This is a genomic window from Pedobacter sp. SG908 (assembly GCF_011759615.1).
Taxonomy (GTDB): Bacteria; Bacteroidota; Bacteroidia; order Sphingobacteriales; family Sphingobacteriaceae; genus Pedobacter; species Pedobacter riviphilus.
The window spans coordinates 2546216-2569217 of the sequence record NZ_JAAOYY010000001.1 but is presented as its reverse complement, the minus strand read 5'-3'; the positions used below and the strand labels follow the sequence as shown (position 1 = coordinate 2569217).

Sequence of the window (23002 nt, the reverse complement as noted above, 5' to 3'; positions counted from 1 at the left end):
TTTTTAATGACAAAGGCTTTGAGAATTGCTTTGTTTCTTTTTTTAGGTCGTAAAATACGCTGATTTATGTAAAAAAAATGCAAATATCAAGAGATAAACAAGATAAGTCCTGGTACAAGCCGATGAAACCGATTGTATTTGTATTATCTTTGCGTGATTTCTATGCGTGTTTACGGTTCATATTCTGATAGTGAATTGGCATTCTTGTTAACACAAGGTGATGAACTGGCCTTTACCGAAATTTATAACCGCTTTTATGGATTACTTTTCATCCATGCCAGCAAACGCTTAAACGATGATGAAGAGGCGAAAGATGTATTACACCAACTGTTCGAATCGCTTTGGGTTAAACGTTTACAGGTAGCGCCTGACGGTAACTTGTCAGCATATTTATATACATCCGTACGTAACCGTGTGCTGGATGTATTTGCACATCAAAAAGTAGAAAGTAAATACGTCGATTCTTTACAGGATTATATAGATCAAGACCACGTATTGACTGATTATATGGTGCGTGAAAAGCAAATGGCGCTATTAATTGAACAGGAAATTGATGCTTTGCCACCCAAAATGCGCGAAATATTTATTTTAAGTCGCAAAGAGCATAAATCGCATAAAGAAATTGCACTCGAATTAGGGCTTTCTGAGTTAACGGTTAAAACGCAGGTTAAAAAAGCGCTACGAATTCTTAAATCGAGGTTGGGAGTAGTTGTTTACGTTGCTTTCCTTTTTAAAATTTACCGGTAACCTGCTGTAAGCATGTTTAAGTGAGTTTTTTTTCTTTAGATTAAGCTATATTGGAATTATTCTGAAAAAAAATAATTTTCTGATACCCCCAGGGCTATACCTTAGCCGTATATACATTAATCAACCTGACAAACTTCTTTTTTAATGGAGAAAAATGCGAAAAAGCTTTTAGATAAATATCTTGCCGGTAACTGTACGCCCGAAGAAATGGCTATTGTTGAAGATTGGTACCTTCAGCTCCCTTTTCAAAAAGAAGCGCCTAACCATTCACTTATAACATCCAGTAAACAAGAAGTTTGGAACCAATTAAGTCCTCGCAATAGATCTTTAAAATCGGTTACTGTTAAACGGCTTGCCATTGCGGCTAGTATTGTTGTATGTATGAGTTTGGGAATTTATTTTATGGTACAGCGCAATGCGACCCCATTGACTGCCAAAACTGAATTAAAAGATATTCTTCCTGGCAAACATAAAGCGGTACTTACACTGGCCGATGGAACTGTTGTTGACCTTGATGATGCTAAAAATGGTCAGATTGCCAATCAAAATGGTATTGTAATCCGGAAGGCTAAAAACGGTCAGCTCGAATATATCATTAAAGAAATACCAAATGCAGCAGCAACTGGCTCAAATACAATTGCCACGCCACGAGGCGGACAATATCAGGTAAGTTTGCCCGATGGAACAAAAGTTTGGCTTAATGCAGCCACAACGTTAAAGTATCCTTATGTTTTTGCAAAAAATGAAAGGCTGGTGGAGTTAAATGGAGAGGCCTATTTCGAAGTTTCGAAAGACCATACACGCCCTTTTAAGGTAAAAACAGATGTGCAAACGGTTGAAGTTTTAGGCACACATTTCAATATTAATGCCTATAGCGATGAGAACATTGTTAAAACCACGTTGTTAGAAGGCGCCGTAAAAGTGAGTGCTACATCGGGTTCGGTAAATCTGCACCCAGGTGAGCAATCGTTGTTGAATGCAAATAGTGCTAGATTATCTATCAATGAGCAAGTAGATATAGATAAAGAAATGGCCTGGAAAAATAATATTTTCTCTTTCGATAATGATGATCTCCAAACTATTATGCGGCAGATTTCGCGCTGGTATGATGTAGATGTAGTTTATCAGGGCAAAATTACATCAGAAAAATATGTAGGCGAAATACCGAAGAACAGCAACCTTGCCGAGGTTTTTAAAATATTAGAACTGAACCATGTTCATATTGATGCTAAGGGTAAGGTACTAACAGTAACTGGAAATTAAAAAAGAACGGCTTTTCTTAAAACAGCCACAAAAATCAACCAACCAATTTACAAACTAACTAAACTTTATGATGAAAAAACTACCAGAAATTTAGCCAAGTACCTTGAAAAAAAAAACCGAAAGCGCGACAACGCTTCCGGTAGAAATTTGGACAAGCAGCTTGCTTCGAAACCCAGCTGCTATTTTTTAACCTCATTCATTACAAAGGTATGAAATTAACTACCCTTTACAACCCCGTGTGCGACATGCGGAGGGTAAAGATTAAAATTTTATTGGTCATGAAATTGACTACAATCTTACTATTTGTTGGTGCCTTACATTTGTCGGCAGCTACCTTTTCTCAAACAGTAACGCTCTCTCGAAGAAAAACCTCGCTTAAACAAGTTTTTAAGGAGATTAAAAAGCAAACGGGCTATTTTTTCTTTTATAAGGGGCAATTGCTGCAGGATAAACCTGATGTTATAGTCGAGTTTAATAATGCATCGCTGGTAGATGCGCTGAATGCTGCTTTAAAAGACCAAAACCTGAGTTATAATATCGTTAATAAAACCATCGTGATTAACCGCAAGGAGAATTTGCCAGTTGTTACAGCAAGTGTAGCGGTAAAAATTGAGGTAAAAGGTGTTGTTGCTGATAAAGCTACAGGTGAAACCCTTCCCGGCGTTAATGTTTCTATTAAAAACGGGGCAAGCGTAGGCATTACCAACGATAAAGGCGAATTTAAAGTCAATGTTGACGAAGGAAGCATTTTGGTTTTCAGTTATGTGGGCTACGACTTGTTTGAAACCAAGGTTACAGTTACTAAAACGTTAAACGTTAAGCTCAGCCCTAAGATGACCCAAATGAATGATGTAGTAGTAACGGGTTATCAAACGATTAAAAAAGATAACTATACCGGTAACGCAATTACGATATCTGGAGATCAGTTGAAAAGGGTAAATCCACAGAATTTGCTGCAAAGTATCGGCACATTCGATCCTTCATTTAAACTGATCGATAATAATCTTGCAGGTTCAAACCCTAACCGAATTCCTTCTATCAATGTTAGGGGAGCTTCTGCATTACCCAGCGGCGACGGACAGGTATTGAGAAGGGACGAAATTCTTGGAACGGCGAATATGCCTGTTTTTATGCTTGATGGATATGAAGTGAGTGTGCAGAAAGTATTTGATTTGGATGTTAACCGGATCGCATCGGTTACTTCATTAAAAGATGCAGCCGCAACGGCAATCTACGGCTCGCGCGCGGCAAATGGCGTAATTGTGATTACCACTAAAACACCTTTAGAAGGGAAATTACGGGTAGAATACAATTACGAATTGAATCTTACCGCTGCAGATCTGACTGATTATCAGGTTTTAGATGCAGCTGAAAAGCTAGATTATGAAGTGTTAGCGGGTTTGTACAGTTCTTCGAAACAACAGGTGCCACAAGATCAGCTTGATGAAATTTATTACCACAAAAAAGCTAATGTTATTGGTGGGGTTAACAGTTATTGGTTATCGCAACCCCTGCGTAACACGATAGGGCATAAGCATGCTGTAAACCTGGATGGCGGTTCGCAGGCATTCCGCTACAATGTAAATCTTCGTTACCAGACCCGGCCGGGAGCAATGAAAGGTTCTGAAAGGGATCAATATTCTGGTGGAATGAGTTTTCAGTACAATGTGAAGAAACTTCAGTTCAGAAATGAATTATCCATCACACAGGTAGGCGCTACCGAATCTCCATATGGTGATTTTTCTAATTATGTACGGATGAATCCTTATTATCCATTAAAAGATTCAAATGGCGTGGCGATGAGGATTTCGGACGTATATGAAAAACAAGACCGATCAAAAGAATATGTATTTAATCCACTGTTTGACGCGAATTTAAGCAGTTTTAATAAATCTAAGTACACCGAAATTATCGATAACCTTTCTGCCGATTTAGAAGTGGCAAAAGACCTGAGGTTGAGGGCGCAGATGAGTGTAACCACACGATCAAATTCTGATGATATATTCACCTCTCCACAGGCCAATAAATATTACCTGTACACCACAGATAAAATAGATGAGAAAGGAGAATATACAAACCGGGAAATGAAAGAAACCTATTGGGATAGCAACATTAGGTTAACTTGGTTAAAGCAGATAGGCGGCAATTATTTTAACGCTTTGGTTGGTGTAAACGCCCGTACAGAGCTGCGCGACCAGAAAGAGTTTACGGCTATTGGCTTTGCTAACGATCGTTTTACCAGCATTGGCTTTGCCAAAGGTTATGCCGAAGACGGAAAACCGCAAAGCAGGCTCGAAAAGGCTCGTTTGTTTGGTTCATTTTTTACGATGAACTACTCGTATAAAAACCGGTATCTGATGGATGGAACGGTTCGTATTGATGGTTCATCAAAATTCGGCGTGAACAATAAACTGGCTCCTTTTTGGTCGTTCGGATTAGGTTGGAATGTACATCAGGAGCAATTTCTTAAAGATAATCGTGTGATTAGCCAGCTTAGAATAAAAGCCTCAACAGGCCTCACCGGTTCGGTAGAGTTTGATCCTTACTTATCAAAAACCATTTATAAGTATAATACGGGAAACTGGTATTCATCTGGTATTGGTGCCCACGTAAATAATTATGGAAATGAAAACCTAGGCTGGCAAAAAACAAGAATGACGGATATAGGTGTAGACATCGGGCTTTTTAAAGATCGTGTAATGATTATGCCAAGGATATATAAAAAGTTTACCAAAGATATTTTGGCCGATATTACCTTACCGCCGTCAACAGGATTTTTATCTTATAAAGAAAACCTTGGCGATATGGAAAACAAAGGAGCTGAATTGGGGCTCACCATAGATGCGGTAAGAGGTAAAGACTGGTCGGTAAATCTTAATGCCAGTATGGTTTCCAACAGAAATAAGGTGGTAAGAATTTCAAACGCCTTAAAGAAATATAATGATAGGGCAGACGAACTACAATCTGTAAAGCCAAGTGACGGTGGCTACAGGGGGATTCCCTTGCTTAGATTTAGCGAAGGACAACCTTTTAATGCCATTTATGGTGTACGTTCTTTAGGCATAGATCCGGAAAACGGACGAGAGCTATACCTCAAAAAAGATGGTACCCTTACCTATGATTACGATAAGAGAGACTATGTTGTAATTGGCGATCCTAACCCGAAAGTGAGCGGCTACTTTGGCGGAACGGTTAACTACAAAAGGTTTAGCCTGTATGTGCAGTTTCAAACCTTTTTCGGTGGCGATAAATACAACCTAACCCTGGTAGAACGTGTTGAAAATGCCGACCCAAGATATAACGTTGATAAACGTGTGTTCGAAGAAAAATGGAAGCAACCGGGCGACCTATCTTTTTATAAAAATATAGCAGATAATGGCGAAACGGATGTTAGTTCGAGATTTATACAGCCTGATAACCTGATCAACCTGCAATCAGTTAACCTTTCTTATGATATGAACAAAAAAATCGCATCAAAATTGTCGATGTCGAGCCTTATGTTTCAGGTAACTGCGAATGATGTGGCGCGTTGGTCATCAGTAAAAGAAGAAAGAGGAATTAATTATCCATTTACCAGGAGTTTAACCTTTTCTATTAGAGCAGCTTTCTAAGCTATATTAATTAACAGATTTAAAATATAAAAATATGAAGATTAGATTGTTAATCTGCCTCATCTTAATCACAGGATTATTGAGTTCCTGCAAAAAGTGGCTGGAAGTTGAGCCGGAATCAGAGATAGCAGCTCCAATTTTATTCAGTACCGAAAGTGGTTTTATGGAAGCCATAAACGGCGTGTATAACCGCAGTACAGAATCAGATCTGTATGGTAAAGAGCTTACATTTGGTACAACAGAAGTATTGGCGCAAAATTTTTCGATGCGTGATGATGGACAGGACTACAGGCAAACCTCGCTGTACAATTATAAACATGGCGAATTTATTAAACGGAAGGATAAAATATGGGCTGGTTTATACAATGCCATTGTTAACTGTAACCTGATTCTGGAAAACGTAGATGCAAAAAAGAACATTTTTAGCGGCAGTAATTATGCTATTGTTAAAGGAGAGGCACTCGCACTAAGGGCATATTTGCATTTCGACTTATTACGTCTTTTTGCACCTTCTTATTTAAGAAATGCCACTGCAAAAGGAATTCCCTATGCAAACAAATATACCAAAGAGATTACGCCTGTTTCCAGCGTATCAGAAACGATAGCGCTCATTATTAAGGATCTGGAGCAAGCGAAACAATTATTAATGGTAGATCCGATCCGCAGTGCCGGTTATATCGTAAACTATCCTTTGGTTACCGATACGCTAAAAAATACGGAGGAGAAGAACCCGAGTCTTTTTTTACAGAACAGAAGGCACCGCTTAAATTATTATGCAGTGTGTGGCACGCTTGCCCGGGTATATCTTTATAAAAACGATAAAGTTAATGCCTTACAGAATGCAAAAGAGGTAATCGACTCTAAAAAGTTCCCCTGGACAGCAAAAAGTGATTTTGAGGCTTTCGAAGATTCAAAGAAAGATCGGATTCTTTATAAGGAACTTGTTTTTGGATGGTATATACCGGGTGCCGCAAAAGAGATAAAAGACAATTGGTTTCAAAGTGGCACCAGGGGCTTTTATTTAATTGAGGATGCTGCGGATTATATTTATGAAAAAGCAACAGCTGGCGCAAGTGATTCCCGTTATAAATACTGGTTATCCGCTACTTCGAACCAATCGTCAAGATCTTACGATATTGTTAAATACCGCCGAAACCCTTTAAGCGCAGAAGCAAACGCCAATTTACATTATCTGATGGCCCCGGCAATCAGGCTTAGTGAGCTATATTATATCGCTGCCGAGTGTTCATATGCAGATAATCCCACGACAGCAGTTAATTACCTTAAACAAGTTCGCGAAGCGAGGCAGATAGGAGATCCTTTATCCATCAACAGTGAAGAAGATCTGTTAAAAGAGCTGCTTAAAGATGCACGTAAGGAGTGGTTGGCAGAAGGCCAGCTTTTCTATATGTATAAAAGGCTAAATAGAGGGATTGTTGGGCAAACTGGTGTAATCATCCCAGCTTCTGATAACATTTTCGTGCTGCCGCTCCCTAATGATGAGATTGTTTATGGAGGCAGATAAAACAATTTGAAATTTTATAAAGCACAAATTATGAAAATATACATATTAATATTCGCAATCATCTGCCTGGTTTCTTGCAAGAAAGCAGAAGAAATGCGTTTTGATCACAGTGCAAATGTTTATTTCGACATTTACAACGGAGATAAAGACAGTATAGTAAGAACTTTTGCCTATAATCCTACACTAGCTCAGGATACCGTGTGGCTGCCGGTACGTTTATCAGGAATCAGAACCGATGCAGATCGGAAATTCAGTGCACGTGTAGATGCTGATTCTTCTACAGCCACACCTGGTCTACATTATGAAGCTTTGAAACCGCAATATTCCATTCTTCCGAACAGGGGCATAGGTTACATTCCGGTGGTTATTTATAATAAGGACCGACAGCTTGAAAACAGGTCGGTTTCGATATTGATCAAATTAACGGGTACGCCTGATCTAGGCATCGAAAACCCTTATCTAATCAGGGCAAAAGTAGTATTCTCATCTAAATTGGAAAAACCGAGTTGGTGGGATACTTGGCCACTACCGCCTTACTCGAGAACCAAGCATGAGCTGTTTATTCTGGTAACTGCGCAGACTTCTCTTACTACCGACGGACTTGATGCACCGAAAAACCTCTATTATATAGGTTTATTAACCACGATGTTAAACAATCCATTTAATTGGGTCGCCAAAAATGCCGCAAAAGGCTATGTTATTGAAGAAGTAACACCTGGCAATACCGATAGCTATTATTTCTACAATAAAAGCAATCCGTCTAAAAAAACGCTTTTGAGAAAAAACATGCAGAATGGTAAATATTATTTTATAGATGAAAATGGCAATGAGGTTATTTAATTCGAAGGACATGAATATTAAAAAATTAATCTTATTAATAATAGGCGTGTTTTCTTTAGCCGCCTGTCATAAAGACCTTGGCAATTATGATATCGATATGCCAATTGAGCCTAAATTGGCCAATCTTGATTCTGTTTATACTGCCAGTGTAGGTGATAGTTTGATCATCAAACCAAAAATAGAAGGTGCAGACGCCGCGAGTGTAGAACTTCAATGGAGAATTAGTGTAATTGAAGGGAATGATGTTTTGTATAACGGACCAGCTTTAAGGATTATTTTCGGTTTGCAGGCTAAAAGATATGCTGCACGCCTTACCGTTTATAACAAAGCAAATGGGATGAAATACTTCCATAAATTTTACATAGATGGCGGAACCGAATTTGCCAAAGGTACAACAGTACTAAGCGTTGAAAACGGAATCACACAGTTTTCGTTCGTAAAGCCAGATGGTAGTGTACAGGCACGTTTATACCGGGCCATGCAGGGGAAAGATTTGCCTGCTAATCCAACAAATTTATTTCTGTTAAAGAATACATTTACTGGCGGTACCTTATTGGGCTATTGGATCATTACAAAAAATGGGGGAATCAGGCTGGAACCCAATACCATGCAGGAAGATCCAAAATATCCAAATACACTTAAGGATAACTTCTTTACACAACCAGATAATCTTGAGGTTGGTTCACTGATCTCGCATCCTCAAGGGGTGATGATGGGGGTTGTTAACGGTAAGTTTTATGGTGGCACAACAAGTACCTGGGATCAGGCCGCCACTTACGGCATGTTTGGTTTGCCAGCTGATGGTGACTATGAACTGGCCCCATCTTTTGTAATGAGTTTTACGCAATCGGCTACTTATTTTATTGGATTTGACCGGAACAGAAAACAATTTGTGCGGATTAATCTTTATGGCGCCCCTGTTTATTTTGGTGCCCAATATTCGGTTACCACTGCCAATGCTTTTGATCCGCTAAATGTGGGTATGGACCTTCTTCATATCGAGCAACTTAACAACGCTGACTGTTTCGCTTATTGCAAAGGAACCGATGGTAAAATTTATGAACTTAAGTTTAACGTCCAGTTTAACGGACCATTCACCTTTACACCTCAGCATAAACGGTTATTTGTGCGCCAGGAGTTAATTAATGAAAATACTAAATGGAGTGGCGCTAAAAATGGGGTAATCTATATTGCCAATGGTAGTAAAGTTTACCGTTATAATCCCGTAAATGAAGAGTTGAGGGAACTGGCTACCAGCTTTACTGGAAAAACGATTTCGATGTTAAAACTTAGTGAAGACGAAGAAACATTGATGGTAGGGACGGAAGAAACGGTTTCTTTTTTAAATATAACCACAGGAGTAAATGGTGTACTCATTAAAAAGATAGCAGGTATACCTGGCGCTCCTGTAGATATCGCAATCAGAAAATAATCCTATTCCATGCTTAGGTATTCAAAATCTTGGGCATGGAAATTTTTAAATTATAAAGAAACATACAAATGAAAATTATAAAATTAACAGCATTAGCCTTTTTGTTACCGGTTTTATGCTGGGCACAAGCGCCGAATTTTAGTTTAACAGGTAAAATAGGCACATTAGGTGCGCCAGCAATGGCTTATATCGATTATATGGATAATGGTGTAAGCCATGAAGATTCTGTGGTCCTGGTTAACGGAAATTTCAAATTTACCGGGCATATTTCTGGCAATGCTTATGCGCGCATGGCCTTAGATCATAGCGGTGGCGGTAAGGGTAAGGCAGTGTATACCGGAGATGTGATTTACTTTTATTTCGGGAAAGAACAGGTCACAATTAGCTCGAAAGATTCTTTAGAGAATGCTGTTTTTGCGGGCTCAAAGGTTTACCAGGAATATGATGCCTATAACAAGGCCATTGGTGGTACTATTATGGCCTTAACTAAAGCTGTAAATATCGATTTTAACAGTGGCACACCAGAGCAGCAAAAAGATACGGCTTACAGGAAAGCGGTAGATCTGCGCTTCAGAAAAAACATCCAGAACAGAACTGATAAACAGTTTCAATTTGCTAAAGAACACCCAACTTCATACTTCGCTTTGGTGGCGCTTTCAGAAGCTGCCGGTAGTAAGGTTGATGTAGCCAAAGTAGAGCCGCTTTTTAATGCCTTGAACAAAGCGTACCGCGAAACCGATATGGGTAAAGAACTCGCTCAGCGTATTGCTGCAAGTAGCATTACTGCTGTTGGAAATGTAGCGCCGCTTTTTACCCAGAACAATGTGGTAGGTAAGCCAGTTTCATTAGCCAGTTTAAAAGGAAAAGTGGTACTGGTTGAGTTTTGGGCAAGTTGGTGTGGACCATGCAGGGCCGAAAATCCGAATCTGGTAAAACAATATCAAACCTATAAAGATAAAGGCTTCGAAATAATTTCAGTTTCGTTGGATAATGTAAAAGAGCGCTGGTTAGAAGCGATTGAAAAAGACGGTTTAGACTGGATTCATGTTTCTGATCTGAAAGGATGGAACAACGAAGTGGGCCGTTTATATGGCGTACGCGCCGTACCTGCAAGTTTTCTGGTAGATGCAAAGGGTAAAATTATCGGTAATGGCTTACGTGGCGAACCTTTGAATAAAAAGCTTGCTGAAATATTCAATTAGTTATTGACTGATAAAATATAGATGATGAAAAAGATGCTAACAGCATGTCTGATGCTGGCTTCGCTGCTCACTTTTGGGACTGAGAAATATCGGGAGAAAATTGCCTTAAAGGTTTTGTATGTTGGGTATAATCCCGATAAAGCAATGCCCAAAAACGTAGTGTATTATTCAACTACGCCAAGTGTGGTCGAAAAAATATATAAAACCAGAATGGCAGATTTTAAAGCCTTTTTGGAACAGCGTTTTACCGAAGTTAAGGTAGTCGATGTTGCCGATTACAAGGTAGAAATGTCTGATGAGGTTGATGTAACCTTAATGGATGCCGGTCCGGTTAACATGTCAGCAAACTTTAGCCGTCCTATGGTTTTAATGCATGCCATGGCACCAAACGTAGGTTTGCCTTTAGGTTTAAAATTCGATTGGTATTGCCAGTGTTTAGATGATGAAGCTTTAAATATCAAAATCGATCATCCCATTTTTAATACGCCAAATGCCGTAAAACTAAGCATGGTCAAAAAAGCGACGCCAGGTTCTTTTTTTAACGGATATCAAGGCGTTGGCACACCCAAGCAAATGGATAGGTGGCGGGTGGTAAAACAGGGTTTTTCTTCTAAAGAGCCTTATCTAATCGGCATGGTTTCGCATGGAGAAGGATTTAATGATTCGCCCGATGCTGAATCTATTTCAGGTGGCGTTTGCCTTAAAAATGCCGAGGCAGTAGCACTGGGCCGCCAAGGAAATTACTTTATGTGGGGTTTTGCAGGCTCTCCAGATTATATGACAGATGAGGCCAAAGATGTTTTTGTAAACACGATCTGTTACATCAAAAAATTCGATCACCTTCCGGCTATTGTTAAAAAAGTGCAGATCGAAACCCGTAGCGGCATAGATGAGCTAATTTATCGGTTAAACAAAGATCTTTATAATCAGGCTATTGTTTTGCGGCGGGAAGGCAATCTTCGCATGCTTAAAATGCAGCAGGAATTAAAGGATAAAAAAGCAAAGGGAGAAGATATTGGCCATGGCAACGAAATGTTTTTGAAAATGCCGGTAACCAACGATACCCAATCTTTTGAGGATTATGTAAAAGGTTATGCAGGAGATAGTTTATTTGCTATTTATGGCACTAATATCAGTCTCTACCACAAGTATTACCGTCAAAATTATGAGTATTTTTATCCCTCTGGCGTGTATACCCTTCAGTTAGACCATGATGCACAAAAACTAGGTATTTCTAACCGTAAAGTGGCGCTTTTAGATAAATGTGTAAGTTTATTGGAGGCCAGAAAAGAGGTAGCAATGGCTCAACGTTTGCTCGAACGTTACACTACTCAAAAATTCAACAAAGCAGCTGAATGGAGAAATTGGCTCAATCTAAACCGCAATAACCTGTTTTACACCGAATCTGGTGGTTTTAAATTCATGGTGAACACCTATGGGAAAAATGTTCCTGTTGGCCAACAACAAAGCTATCAATTACCAAAAGCCATTGCAGGTGGTGAATCTACCACAGCCGATCCAGTAGCCGTTTCTGCAAGATTTATTCCCGGTAATGACAATAAAAAAGACAGTTTGCTTATCGAAGCTAAAATTTTAAAAGGCTGGCATATTTATGCTTATGTATCTAAAGATAATCCATTTGTGGTTACCGAAACCAGATTGGAACTTCCTGAAGGTGCAGTGGCTGATCAAGAATGGAAAACAACAGCAGCTATTCCTTATCCGGGCAACGAGGGCATGTTTATTTTTGAAGGGAAGGCAAATTTTAGGATAATGGTCGATTACAGTAAGGCCAAAGCTGGCACTAAAATTAAATGTGGCTTATACTATCAGGTGTGTGATGAAACCAAATGTTACCCACCTAAAGAAAAGATATTAGAAATACTCATTTAAGCTACTTATGCAAACAGTAGGGCCTGTAAAATGGCCTTACTGTTTTTAACCCTAAAAGATATGATACCTTTTTTCAGGCTTTGCCTATTGGCTATGCTGAGTGTACTCGCATGTACTTCGCTACAGGCACAACCTCCTGCGAATAAAGCAGATGCTCTTCATAAGAAACTTTTGGCAGAAATGATTAGCTTGCCTGCACCCAATTTTACCTTAAAAGACCTCGCTGGAAATGTAGTGTCGCTAAAGGATCTAAAAGGGAAAGTAATTGTACTCGATTTTTGGTCGACATGGTGTGTACCCTGCAAAAAATCTTTTCCTGCGATGCAGCTTGCCGTTAATACCTATAAAAATGATCTTTCTGTAAAGTTCTTATTTATCCATACCTGGGAAACCAGCAAAACACCAGTTGAAGATGTAAAAAAATATATCGCACAATCGGGTTTTAATTTTCAGGTGCTGATGGATCTGAAAGATGAAGCTGGGCGTAATGCTGCGGTTGAAGATTATGGGGTGATTGCTATCCCTGCAAAATTCGTTATCGATAAAGCAGGTAATATTGTATTTAAACTAACTGGGTTTACCGGAACCGATGCCGCTGCGCTCCAGGAAATTTCTGAGCGGATTACATTGGCAAAAAATCATAAATAATAATGAATAATTCTATAAAGGCATTAACAGTAACCTTAGTGATACTGTTTCACCTAAATGCTACCGCACAGAAAAAGCTGGTGGCTAAATTTCAGTATACCATTGCCCAAGCGGTTAAAAAGGCATATCCTGCAAGTGTACGCATGTGGGGCTTCGATGTACAGCAGAACCAAAGAACCAGTGCACAGTTTAGCGGCGTGGTAGTAAGTGCCGATGGTTACATCTTAACGGCTGCACATACCATTTTACCGGGTAAAAATTATAAGGTGTTTTTTCCTGATGGACGTGAATGTATTGCAATGGCTTTAGGAAAAATAGAAAATAAAGATACGCCTGGCATTCCAGATGTGGGCATGATGAAAATTACCGATAAAGGCACCTATCCGTTTGCAGAGATGGGTTATTCGGCAAGTTTGCTTAAAAACGAACCTTGTATCAGTATTTCTTATCCCGAAAGCTTAAACCAAACACTCCCAACTTTAAGGTTGGGCAGTGTTGCAGAAGTAAAAAACGAATATGGTTTTATCCGCTCCACCTGCAAAATGGAACCTGGCGATTCTGGTGGCCCGTTATTCGATTATTATGGTCGTGTAATCGGGTTGCACAGTGCCATTGATGTTTCAGAAGAAATGAATTTTGAAATTCCGGTTGACCTTTACCGCCGTTATTGGACAGCCTTGAACAGTGAAACACTTTATACGGCTTTCCCTGAAAAACAAGATAGTGTGAAAACAGATCCCTTGTCTTTGCAATTACAGAAAGAAAGCAAACAAAAGGCTTTACACCCTGATTTTGATATACCAAGGCTTAAAAACAGCTGCTTTTTCGTCAAAAGTTTGATAAAAGGAGAAAACCAGGATATTTGCGCTACTTTATTGAATGTTAGCACAGCAAATGGAGCTAAAAAACAGTTTCTACTGAGTAAAAACACTATGGTTGGCGAACAAGCACAATGTGATATTAATGGAATCGCAGTGCCGATTAAGTTGATTGGAAAAGATCAGGAAAACGACCTGGTTTTATTTGAACTTGAACAGCGAATAACTGGTGGAATTGATTTAAATATTTCTGATGGCGACAGCGTTAAAATAGAAATGGGTAAACTTCTTTATAGCATTGATCCCGCTGGCAAAGTGATGCGCAGTATTTTGGGCAGTACGCTATTTAATTTGTCGAAAATTAACAGTCAACCTTATTTGGGAGCTATGGTGGTATACAATTCCAGCCCAGTTCAATTCTCATTAATTAAAGAAGGTAGCCCGGCCGAGAAAGCAGGAATAAAAGTTGGCGATGAACTCATTGGCATTAATGGGAAACTCATCAAAAAGGCAAATGAATTTGCGCCCGAAATGATGAAATATTGGGCAGGAGATGAGGTTACTTTTGAGTGGGCCAACGCAACTGGGAAAATGCACAAAACTTTCAAGCTCGACGGAAGGGGGCAACCGGTCTCCAATCATCCGGCAGAGAAATTTGAAGGTGGAAAATCAGAACGAAGAGATGGTTTTAATGCTGTTTTTACACACGATGCAGCCATTAAAGCAAATGCCTGCGGATCGCCAGTTTTTGATTGGGAAGGGCATTTTTATGGGATTAACATTGCTCGGTTTAGCCGGACAACAACGGTGGTGATACCAAAGAAAACAATTATTAGTTTTGTATCGAAAGCTATTCAATAGCTTGGTGCTTTTGCCACTGAAGCAGTCAGTAAAGGTTGTCATTCTGTCCAAAGGACTCCTACGGAGAGTCTGTCGAAGAATCTTTATTTAAATTCCTTTATCTATTTTTGGTGCACTGGCCCAGGTTAAATAAACCTTATTGCAGCGGCTATCCTTTTTGCTGCAGGGCCAAACAAACAGCAATAACATTCGCAAAAAGATAGGAGCGGAAAGAAGGACTGCCTAAACCGAAGCGTGCTAACACTGCTTTCCAAAAAGGGGACGGTATATATTTTTGAAGCGCAATGTCAGGGGTAATTATTAAAGTTTGTTCCCGTTCTCCGCTGTATCCCTCCGATGTGCTTCAGGGATGCCGCTTCGCCCGGGGCTAAAAATGCAGTTACTACTAAGAACAAAATGTAAAACGCTATTTTGTTCCTTGTACAAACCTTTGTTAAATAAACCTTATTGTAGCGGCTATCCTTTTTGCTGCAGGGCCAAACAAACAGCAATAACATTCGCAAAAAGATAGAAGCGGAAAGAAGGACTGCCGTAGCCGATAGGCATTACACCTGCTTTACTAAAAAAAAGTAAAATTAATTTCTGGAGCGCAAAGGCTGAGCTACTATTAATGTTATTTCCCGTTCTTTGCTGTATCCCTCCGCTGTGCTTCAGGGATGCCGCTTTGCCCGGGGCTAAAAACACAGTTGCTACTAAGAACAAAATGTAAAACGCTATTTTGTTCCTTGTACAAACCTTTGTTAAATAAACCTTATTGTAGCGGCTATCCTTTTTGCTGCCGAGCCAAACAAACAGCAATAACATTCGCAAAAAGATAGAAGAGGAAAGAAGGACTGCCCGAACTGAAGTGCGCTAAACCTGCTTTCCAAAAACGATACATTATGCATTATTATTTATTATTTGGAGCGGCTTGCCTGTGCTACCATTTAATTTGCCACGGAAGCACGGAAATCAAGGAAGTTCTATTGGTCGGTGTCTCACCGACCAACGCTTTATTTCGGTTGGTGAGACACCAACCGATAAGAAATGAGAGTGCTATGCCTATTTCTTCAATAGCGTATCAATTTCTGTATTAAATTCTTTAATAAACTCATCATAAAACTTACCAGTGGCCGGGCCATTAAAACCAGTATGGATCTGGGCTACATTACCTTGTTTATCAATTATTATCGTGGTTGGGAACGATAAAAAAGAATCGAGTGCAGGCAACGATTCGGATACAACCTGTTTATCGGCAGTACCTGCAATAACCTGGTCGTAATCAATTCCAAAACGTTCGCGGAAACGTGTCATCACCTTTTTTGCATATTCAGGTTCGGTTGAGCGTTCGTAATGTAAAGCGATAATTTCTACACCGCGGTTTTTGTTCTTTTTGTACCATGGCGCCAAAAAGGTAGCTTCGTCAACACAGTTAGGGCACCAGCTTCCGGTGATGGTCAAAATCACCACTTTGTTTTTATACTTCTCATCTTTTAGCGAAATCTTTTTCCCGTTGATATCAGGAAAGCTAAAATCAAGTGTTTTATATCCTTTTTTAAGGTAGGTGAGTTTATAAGGATCAGGCAGGGCAGCATCTTTATTTTTGGTCCCGGTAAAAGACTGGCTTCCCCTTGCACCTAAAATTTCACCGGTTAATGAGCCATCTGACTGGAAAGTTCCTTTATAATAGGCAGGAGATGAGCCAATAAAACTAGAAAGTTGAAACTCATTTCCTTCCACAACACCCTCCAGATAGCGCGAATCGCCTGTTACGCGTAGAAAAGTACCCGTAAGTTTGTTTCCCGTTTGCTTAAATAAACCTACTGTTTTTTCTTCTTTACCATTTGGCGATTTAAAAACCACATCATAACTACCAGAATAGTCTGCTGTTGCTGGTTTATCTGCCGTTTTAAAACGATAATTTTTTCGTTCAGCAATAATTACCAAAGGTTGGCCAGTTTTATCTTGCTTTCTTAATGTACCAGATAAATGATCGCCATCTATTGCAAATGCGAGTTCGTTATCAAACTGATCCAGTTTTACGAAAAGTGAATCAGCAGTCTGTTTTACCAGACCACCTTCGAAACTTTCTTCGGCATTGCGGAAATATAATTTCTGTTGACCGCTTTTTTCATTGATCTCGAAATTAAAAGGAATTTCCAGACCTTCCTTTACTTTCGCTATGCCGCGCCAATTGCCGAGGGCAACAAAGGCTTTTGATTTTATTTTGTTGAGTTTTACTACCTGATTGGGTAAAGTATTATGTTCCTGGGCATAGATAAAAGTTGTTGATATGGCCAATACGGCTGCTAAAATGGATTTTAGTTTCATTGGGGATGTATATTTATCGACTAAATTAGTAGACAAAGATATGGATGTAATTGCCAAAGAAAAAATATTTCAATAAAAATCTATAAAAACTATAGGATAAATGGAATTAATTATACCTTTGCCCCAGTTATTTTAAAATACTTATCAAGAAAGGCGGAGGGAATGGCCCTATGAAGCCTTAGCAACCATCTAATTTTTAGAAATGGTGCTAATTCCATCTCAGATGAATCTGGGGTAGTTAAGTCAGTTGTTTGCGTTATCCTTATAAGAATATATGGAGCACTTCTGATTTATGGGGTGCTTTTTTTTTGCCCTGATGCACGCTTGAAAAGTAAATACGGTTTAAAGAAAATTATTCAGATGAAAAAAACAGACAAGCTAAAAGCTATTGATGTAAACCTTAGTGCATACTTCCGAATGCGCATGCCCTGTTAAAATCGCTCCATTTAACAGGCTTTTTTGATCTAACCATTCCTTTGTTTTCTTATAAAACACGGTTATTAACCGTTAGGAATTGTTTTGCCCAAAATTATTATCCCTTATTAACTAATTAACTACACAATATGCTTAAAAATTTAAAATCAATAGCGCTTATCTTTTTGCTCCTCATAGCACAAAAGCTTTCCGCTCAAGATGTCACGGTTACCGGAACTGTAAAGTCGGCAGATGGTGAAACACTCCCAGGTGTTTCCATATTAATAAAAGAAACCAAACAGGCCACCATTTCTGATGCAAAAGGAGCTTTCTCTATTAGTGCACCAGATAAGGGCACATTGGTATTTTCTTATATCGGTTTTAAGAGTCAGGAAATACAAATCAATAAAAACGCAGACCCAGTTTCGGTCATTCTTCAATCAAGCGATAATGCGTTGGATGAGGTAGTGGTTACGGCATTGGGTATTTCGCGACAGAAAAAATCGCTAGGTTATGCTGTTCAGGAATTAAAAGGACAGGATTTGGCTGAAGCTAAAGAATCCAACCTGGTAAATGCACTGGCCGGAAAAATAGCTGGTGTACGGGTAACTAACAGCCAGGGGAGTATGGGGTCGTCACGAGTGGTTATTAGGGGAGAAACTTCCATTGCAGGAAATAACCAGCCATTATTTGTAGTTGATGGGATTCCGGTAGATAACTCTCAGTTAAATTCGGCTGGGGCAAGAGATTATGCCAATACCATTTCAGATATCAATCCGGAAGATATAGAATCGATGAGTGTGTTAAAAGGACCAAATGCCGCGGCGCTATATGGCTCGAGGGCTGCAGCAGGCGTTATACTCATTAAAACCAAAACGGGTAAATCGAAAAAAGGATTAGGCATTGCCATCAATTCGAATGCTGTTTTAGAAACTTTACTTACCCTGCCCGTTTATCAAAATGCTTTCGGTCAGGGATCGGAAGGCAAGTTTAGTTACGTAGACGGTGCAGGTAAAGGCATTAACGATGGCGTAGATGAAAGCTGGGGTCCTAAATTGGATGGAAGACTAATTCCACAATTTTTTTCGAAGGGAGTAGCCGTTCCTTTTGTGGCACATCCCGATAATGTGCGCGATTTCTTTCAAACAGGATATTCATTGAACAATGGGGTATCGGTTGCAGATGCTGGTGAAAAATATGATTACCGGATATCATATAATAACCTAAAACAGGTGGGGATAGTACCTAACTCTGGTCAGGGCAAAAATTCCTTTGTGTTCAATACATCATTAAAAATAACACCGAAGTTAACCTTAACTGCCAATGCAAATTATAGCAAACTTAACTCTGATAATTTACCTGGAACAGGCGGTTCGAGATCAACCAGTACGATGTTGCAGTTTACCTGGTTCGGCCGTCAGGTTGATATTAACCAATTGAAAAACTATTTGGACGAAAATGGAAAAACGTTTAACTGGAACAACAGTTATTACAGCAATCCTTATTGGGTAGCATACGAAAATACAGTATCGCAAAACCGTAGCCGGATTATTGGAAGTTTAGCCCTTAACTATAAGATTATTGATGGACTTGATTTCAATTTCAGATCAGGGACCGATTATTACAACGATAGACGTAAAGTTAGGATTGCCTATGGTACCAATGGAACACCTTTCGGCTCTTATACTGAGAGTGCCTTTACCGTAAGTGAAAATAATACAGATGCGACATTAAACTTTAACAAACAGTTGAATGATGATTTTAGCCTCGAATTGTTAGGTGGTGGGAACATCCGTAGACAATATATTGAGCAGAACGATCAAAGTGCACCTAAACTGGCCATCGCCGGACTTTATACCCTTAAAAACTCTCGCGATCCCCTGATTTCATTAAATAATTTATCAAGACTAAAATCTTATAGTGTTTATGCCTCTGGCCAGATTGGCTTCAGGAATTACCTTTTTGCCAACATTACGGCCCGTAACGATTGGTCATCTACCTTGCCGGCGCAGAACAGGTCTTATTTTTACCCATCATTTAATGGAAGTTTTGTAGCAACCGAGGCGTTCGATATTAAAAGCAAAGCTCTTAACTATTTAAAAATACGCGGAGGTTGGTCTAAAGTTGGTAAAGATGCCGATCCTTACCGTTTGATTAATACTTATGCATTTGGTGCGCCGTTTAGCATCAGTTCCGATCTGCAAAAGTTATATCCTAACATTGTCGTTGCAAATCCTCAGCTAAGTCCGGGTGCTATAGATTTAAACCCTAATCTCAAACCAGAGACTACTACTTCTACAGAACTGGGGCTTGAGGCGGTATTCTTTAATAAAAGGTTACGTTTCGATTTAAGTGCATACAATACCAATAGTTATAATCAGATTTTGGCTGCTGATGTAAGTCAGAGTACTGGTTTCAGCTCAAAATTGCTTAACGCTGGCAAAATCAACAACAAAGGGATAGAAGCACAATTGGGAATTACGCCAGTAAAAAAAGCCTTTACCTGGGATATTGATGTAAATTTTGCGGCAAACCGAAGTAAGGTAATAGAATTAGATGCCGAAAAATTGTTAACAAATTATGTAGTGGCTTCTAACTCGGCACAGGTTATTGCTACCGTTGGTCAGCCTTACGGCTCATTGTTCGGATCAGCATATTTGAGAGATGGTAATGGTAATATTGTTGTAAACGCAACGGGCGCACCTGCAACAAATCCAACCAAACAGGTACTGGGGAAATATACGCCAGATTGGATTGGTGGTGTGTATAATACTTTCACTTATAAAGGTATCAGTTTAGGGGTATTGGTTGACGCAAGTTTTGGTGGTTCTATCTATAATGGCACCTATGCAACAGGTACCTATACAGGAGTATTGGCTTCTACACTTCCTGGAAGAGCAACAGAATATGGCGGAATCTCATATTATTATCCGGATAATAAGAAAGAAAATGGTACAGTAAGGGTAAATGGGACTGCTCCGGCGGGCGTAACAGTTTATGATGATGGGATTATTTTTGATGGCGTAACGGCTGATGGTAAACGAAATGAGAAAGTATTACCAGCTCAACAATATTATAAATCGTTCAGAAATATTGATGAAGCAAATATTTTCGATGCTTCATATGTAAAACTCCGCGAGGTTAAATTAAGTTATAACCTGCCATCAAAATGGCTTCGCCCATTAAGTTTACAAGGGGTTTCGGTATCGCTTGTCGGCCGTAACCTGTGGATTATTCACCGCAACACAGTAGATATTGATCCTGAGGTTGCTTTCAATACTGGTAACGGTCAGGGTTTGGAAAGTTTATCTAACCCGAGCACACGCAGTTATGGTATCAATCTAAATGTTAAATTTTAATTATCTCCATGATGAAAAATAAAAAACTATATATTCTGGCCATTTTGGCAATTGCTTTTACATCTTGTAACAAAGAACTGGATGAGGTAAACATCAATCCGAATGCCCCTGAAATTCCACAGGCCGATTATTTACTTACCGGGGCAATCAAAAATACATCAGATACCTACTGGGGTACTACAAATAATCTGAATTCGAGTTTGCTTTTTGTACAACATTGGGCTAAAGTACAGTACACGGAAGAAGATCGGTTTATCTATTCAAACAGTAGTTTTACCTCATTGTGGTCTACAGGATATGCGCAGAGTATCGCTGGCTTAAATAAAATTGTCGAATTAGCAGATGCCCAAGGTAATCCAAATTATAAAGGTGTAGCCCTGGTACTGAGATCGTGGGTGTTTTTATTGCTTACCGATGCTTATGGAGATGTTCCATATACTCAGGCAGGAAAAATTAAACAGTTTGTTACACCAGTTTACGACAAGCAAAAGGATGTTTATTATGGAATTTTAGCCGATTTAAAATCTGCCCAAACAGCTTTAGATCCTGCTTTAGGAGCTCCAGCTATTTCTGGTGATATCATGTATGGAGGTAATATTACCCACTGGAAGGAATTTGCAAACTCATTGCGTTTGCGTATTGCTTTGCGTATTGCGGATAAAGAGCCGACAAAATCAAAAGCAGTAATTGATGAGATTAAGGCTGAAGGAGGGAATTACATCAATAGCAATGCATTTAATGCTCAGCTTGTTTATCAGACCTCACCACAGCAAAATCCTGTTGCGGCATCATTTGAAACTAGAAATGATTACCGGATTAGCAAAACCATAGTGGATAAACTTTTTGACTTAAAAGACCCAAGGTTGCCAATATATGCAAGTAAAACAGAAAATGTAACACCACAAGTTTATGTAGGTATTCCAAATGGTTCTACAAACTCGGAGGCAAGCGCAATAGGTTTGGCAAATTCTTCAAAACCAGGTGCTTATTTTTTAAATCCATTAGCACCTGCCGTAATTTTAAGTTACGCTGAAGTGCTTTTTGATAGGGCAGAAGCGGCAGCACGTGGCTTTACTACAGAAAATGCAGCTGACTTATATAACCAGGCCATTAGGGCTTCATTTGGACAATATGGTTTATCTGGAACTGTTGTTGATGATTATATTAATCAGGCTGCGGTACAATATGATGCAAGCAATTATAAAAAATCAATCGGGGAGCAAAAATGGATTGCCTTATTTGGGCAGGGTTTAGAAGCATGGGCAGAGCAGAGAAGGTTAGATTATCCGCAATTAACTGCATCTGTTAATACGGTGTTGAATGGAAAAATTCCGGTACGTTTTATTTATCCGGGTTCTGAACAATCGTTAAATGGACAGAATTATAAAAATGCGGTAAGCAACCAGGGGGCGGATTTATTGACTACCAAACTTTGGTTTGATACTTTTTAAGTAAATAATCTGGTTTTATTGTGTCGTCAGATGTTACCACCTGACACTAAAAACAAAAAACGTCGCGATATAAATTCGGGACGTTTTTTGCTTCTTACAATCAAACAAAAAGATAAACCTGTTCAGGTTCCTTTCTTTTAATTGGTATTCATCTGGCTAAATCCTCAGCAGCATTGCTTGCCCTGGTTTTCAGGTCTTCAGTGTATCCTTTTGCTTTCTCTACCCATTCTGGAGCTTTATCTAGTAGTTCATCTACTATCGATTGTCCGGTAATTGGATCTTTTTTGGTGATATATTTTACGCCAGCATAAACTGCGGCGCCAATAATTGCTGTTTTTAAAATTCCCATGTTCTTTTCTTTTTTATTAGTTAAACATTTTGAGATCGTTTAAAGTTTTAGACATTTTCTAATAGCTGTTGTTACAAATGATTTTAGTTGGTTTGCGTTTTACTTATGCTAGATTTCACAGTTGATATTGCTGTTAACCGATCTTTTTTGCCACGTAAATAAGGAAACCACAGAAAAATACCTCCATGTTAATCTACCTCTCCGTGGCAAACTTTTGTAAGTTATTAGATATACCCAATAATTAGTGTAATCTTTCTCAGTGGCATCATCAGGCACAAC

At 39.2% G+C, this 23002-nt stretch carries 14 protein-coding genes and 1 riboswitch; of the genes, 12 read left to right on the top strand and 2 right to left on the bottom strand.

The features are described from left to right. Positions 1–162: 162 nt before the first annotated feature. The 10 genes from FHT21_RS10475 (at position 163) to FHT21_RS10430 (ending at position 14840) form a co-directional block, all read left to right on the top strand. Complete coding sequence (locus FHT21_RS10475) at positions 163–747, top strand: RNA polymerase sigma-70 factor (RefSeq protein WP_167294612.1); 585 nt, start codon at positions 163–165, stop codon at positions 745–747. Positions 748–891: 144 nt separating this feature from the next. Then, positions 892–2010, top strand: a complete 1119-nt coding sequence (locus FHT21_RS10470) for a FecR family protein (protein WP_167294611.1) — start codon at positions 892–894, stop codon at positions 2008–2010. A gap of 278 nt (positions 2011–2288) precedes the next feature. Continuing rightward, positions 2289–5621, top strand: coding sequence for a SusC/RagA family TonB-linked outer membrane protein (locus tag FHT21_RS10465; protein ID WP_167294610.1), 3333 nt, complete (start codon positions 2289–2291; stop codon positions 5619–5621). A gap of 34 nt (positions 5622–5655) precedes the next feature. Further along, positions 5656–7146 (top strand): RagB/SusD family nutrient uptake outer membrane protein, encoded by a 1491-nt coding sequence (locus tag FHT21_RS10460; RefSeq protein ID WP_167294609.1) that lies wholly within the window; start codon positions 5656–5658, stop codon positions 7144–7146. Positions 7147–7176: 30 nt separating this feature from the next. Next, entirely contained in the window at positions 7177–7986 is an 810-nt protein-coding gene (locus FHT21_RS10455) for a DUF4843 domain-containing protein (RefSeq protein WP_167294608.1), read from the top strand. A 10-nt stretch (positions 7987–7996) separates the two neighbouring features. Then, positions 7997–9418 (top strand): PKD-like family lipoprotein, encoded by a 1422-nt coding sequence (locus tag FHT21_RS10450; protein ID WP_167294607.1) that lies wholly within the window; start codon positions 7997–7999, stop codon positions 9416–9418. Positions 9419–9486: 68 nt separating this feature from the next. After that, complete coding sequence (locus tag FHT21_RS10445; RefSeq protein ID WP_167294606.1) at positions 9487–10620, top strand: TlpA disulfide reductase family protein; 1134 nt, start codon at positions 9487–9489, stop codon at positions 10618–10620. A 21-nt stretch (positions 10621–10641) separates the two neighbouring features. Then, complete coding sequence (locus FHT21_RS10440; protein WP_167294605.1) at positions 10642–12513, top strand: protein-disulfide reductase DsbD N-terminal domain-containing protein; 1872 nt, start codon at positions 10642–10644, stop codon at positions 12511–12513. Positions 12514–12573: 60 nt separating this feature from the next. Further along, positions 12574–13161, top strand: coding sequence for a TlpA family protein disulfide reductase (locus tag FHT21_RS10435; RefSeq protein ID WP_167294604.1), 588 nt, complete (start codon positions 12574–12576; stop codon positions 13159–13161). Between the two features lie 2 nt (positions 13162–13163). Then, complete coding sequence (locus FHT21_RS10430) at positions 13164–14840, top strand: trypsin-like peptidase domain-containing protein (RefSeq protein ID WP_167294603.1); 1677 nt, start codon at positions 13164–13166, stop codon at positions 14838–14840. 1041 nt (positions 14841–15881) lie between these two features. Here FHT21_RS10430 and FHT21_RS10425 read toward each other — a convergent pair. Next, positions 15882–17150 carry a TlpA disulfide reductase family protein gene (locus FHT21_RS10425; RefSeq protein WP_167294602.1) on the bottom strand — a complete coding sequence of 423 codons (1269 nt, stop codon included), beginning with the start codon at positions 17148–17150 and terminating at the stop codon, positions 15882–15884. A 138-nt stretch (positions 17151–17288) separates the two neighbouring features. Further along, a riboswitch (SAM riboswitch) is annotated at positions 17289–17395 on the top strand. 318 nt (positions 17396–17713) lie between these two features. Here FHT21_RS10425 and FHT21_RS10420 point away from each other — a divergent pair. Together FHT21_RS10420 and FHT21_RS10415 are read left to right on the top strand one after the other, a co-directional pair. Beyond that, complete coding sequence (locus tag FHT21_RS10420; RefSeq protein WP_167294601.1) at positions 17714–20923, top strand: SusC/RagA family TonB-linked outer membrane protein; 3210 nt, start codon at positions 17714–17716, stop codon at positions 20921–20923. A gap of 8 nt (positions 20924–20931) precedes the next feature. Then, positions 20932–22374 (top strand): SusD/RagB family nutrient-binding outer membrane lipoprotein, encoded by a 1443-nt coding sequence (locus FHT21_RS10415; protein ID WP_167294600.1) that lies wholly within the window; start codon positions 20932–20934, stop codon positions 22372–22374. 148 nt (positions 22375–22522) lie between these two features. On the opposite strand, the gene FHT21_RS10410 is transcribed toward FHT21_RS10415, so the two are convergent. Further along, positions 22523–22723: a YtxH domain-containing protein gene (locus FHT21_RS10410; RefSeq protein WP_167294599.1), complete on the bottom strand. Its 201-nt coding sequence runs from the start codon at positions 22721–22723 to the stop codon at positions 22523–22525. Between the last annotated feature and the right edge of the window lie 279 nt (positions 22724–23002).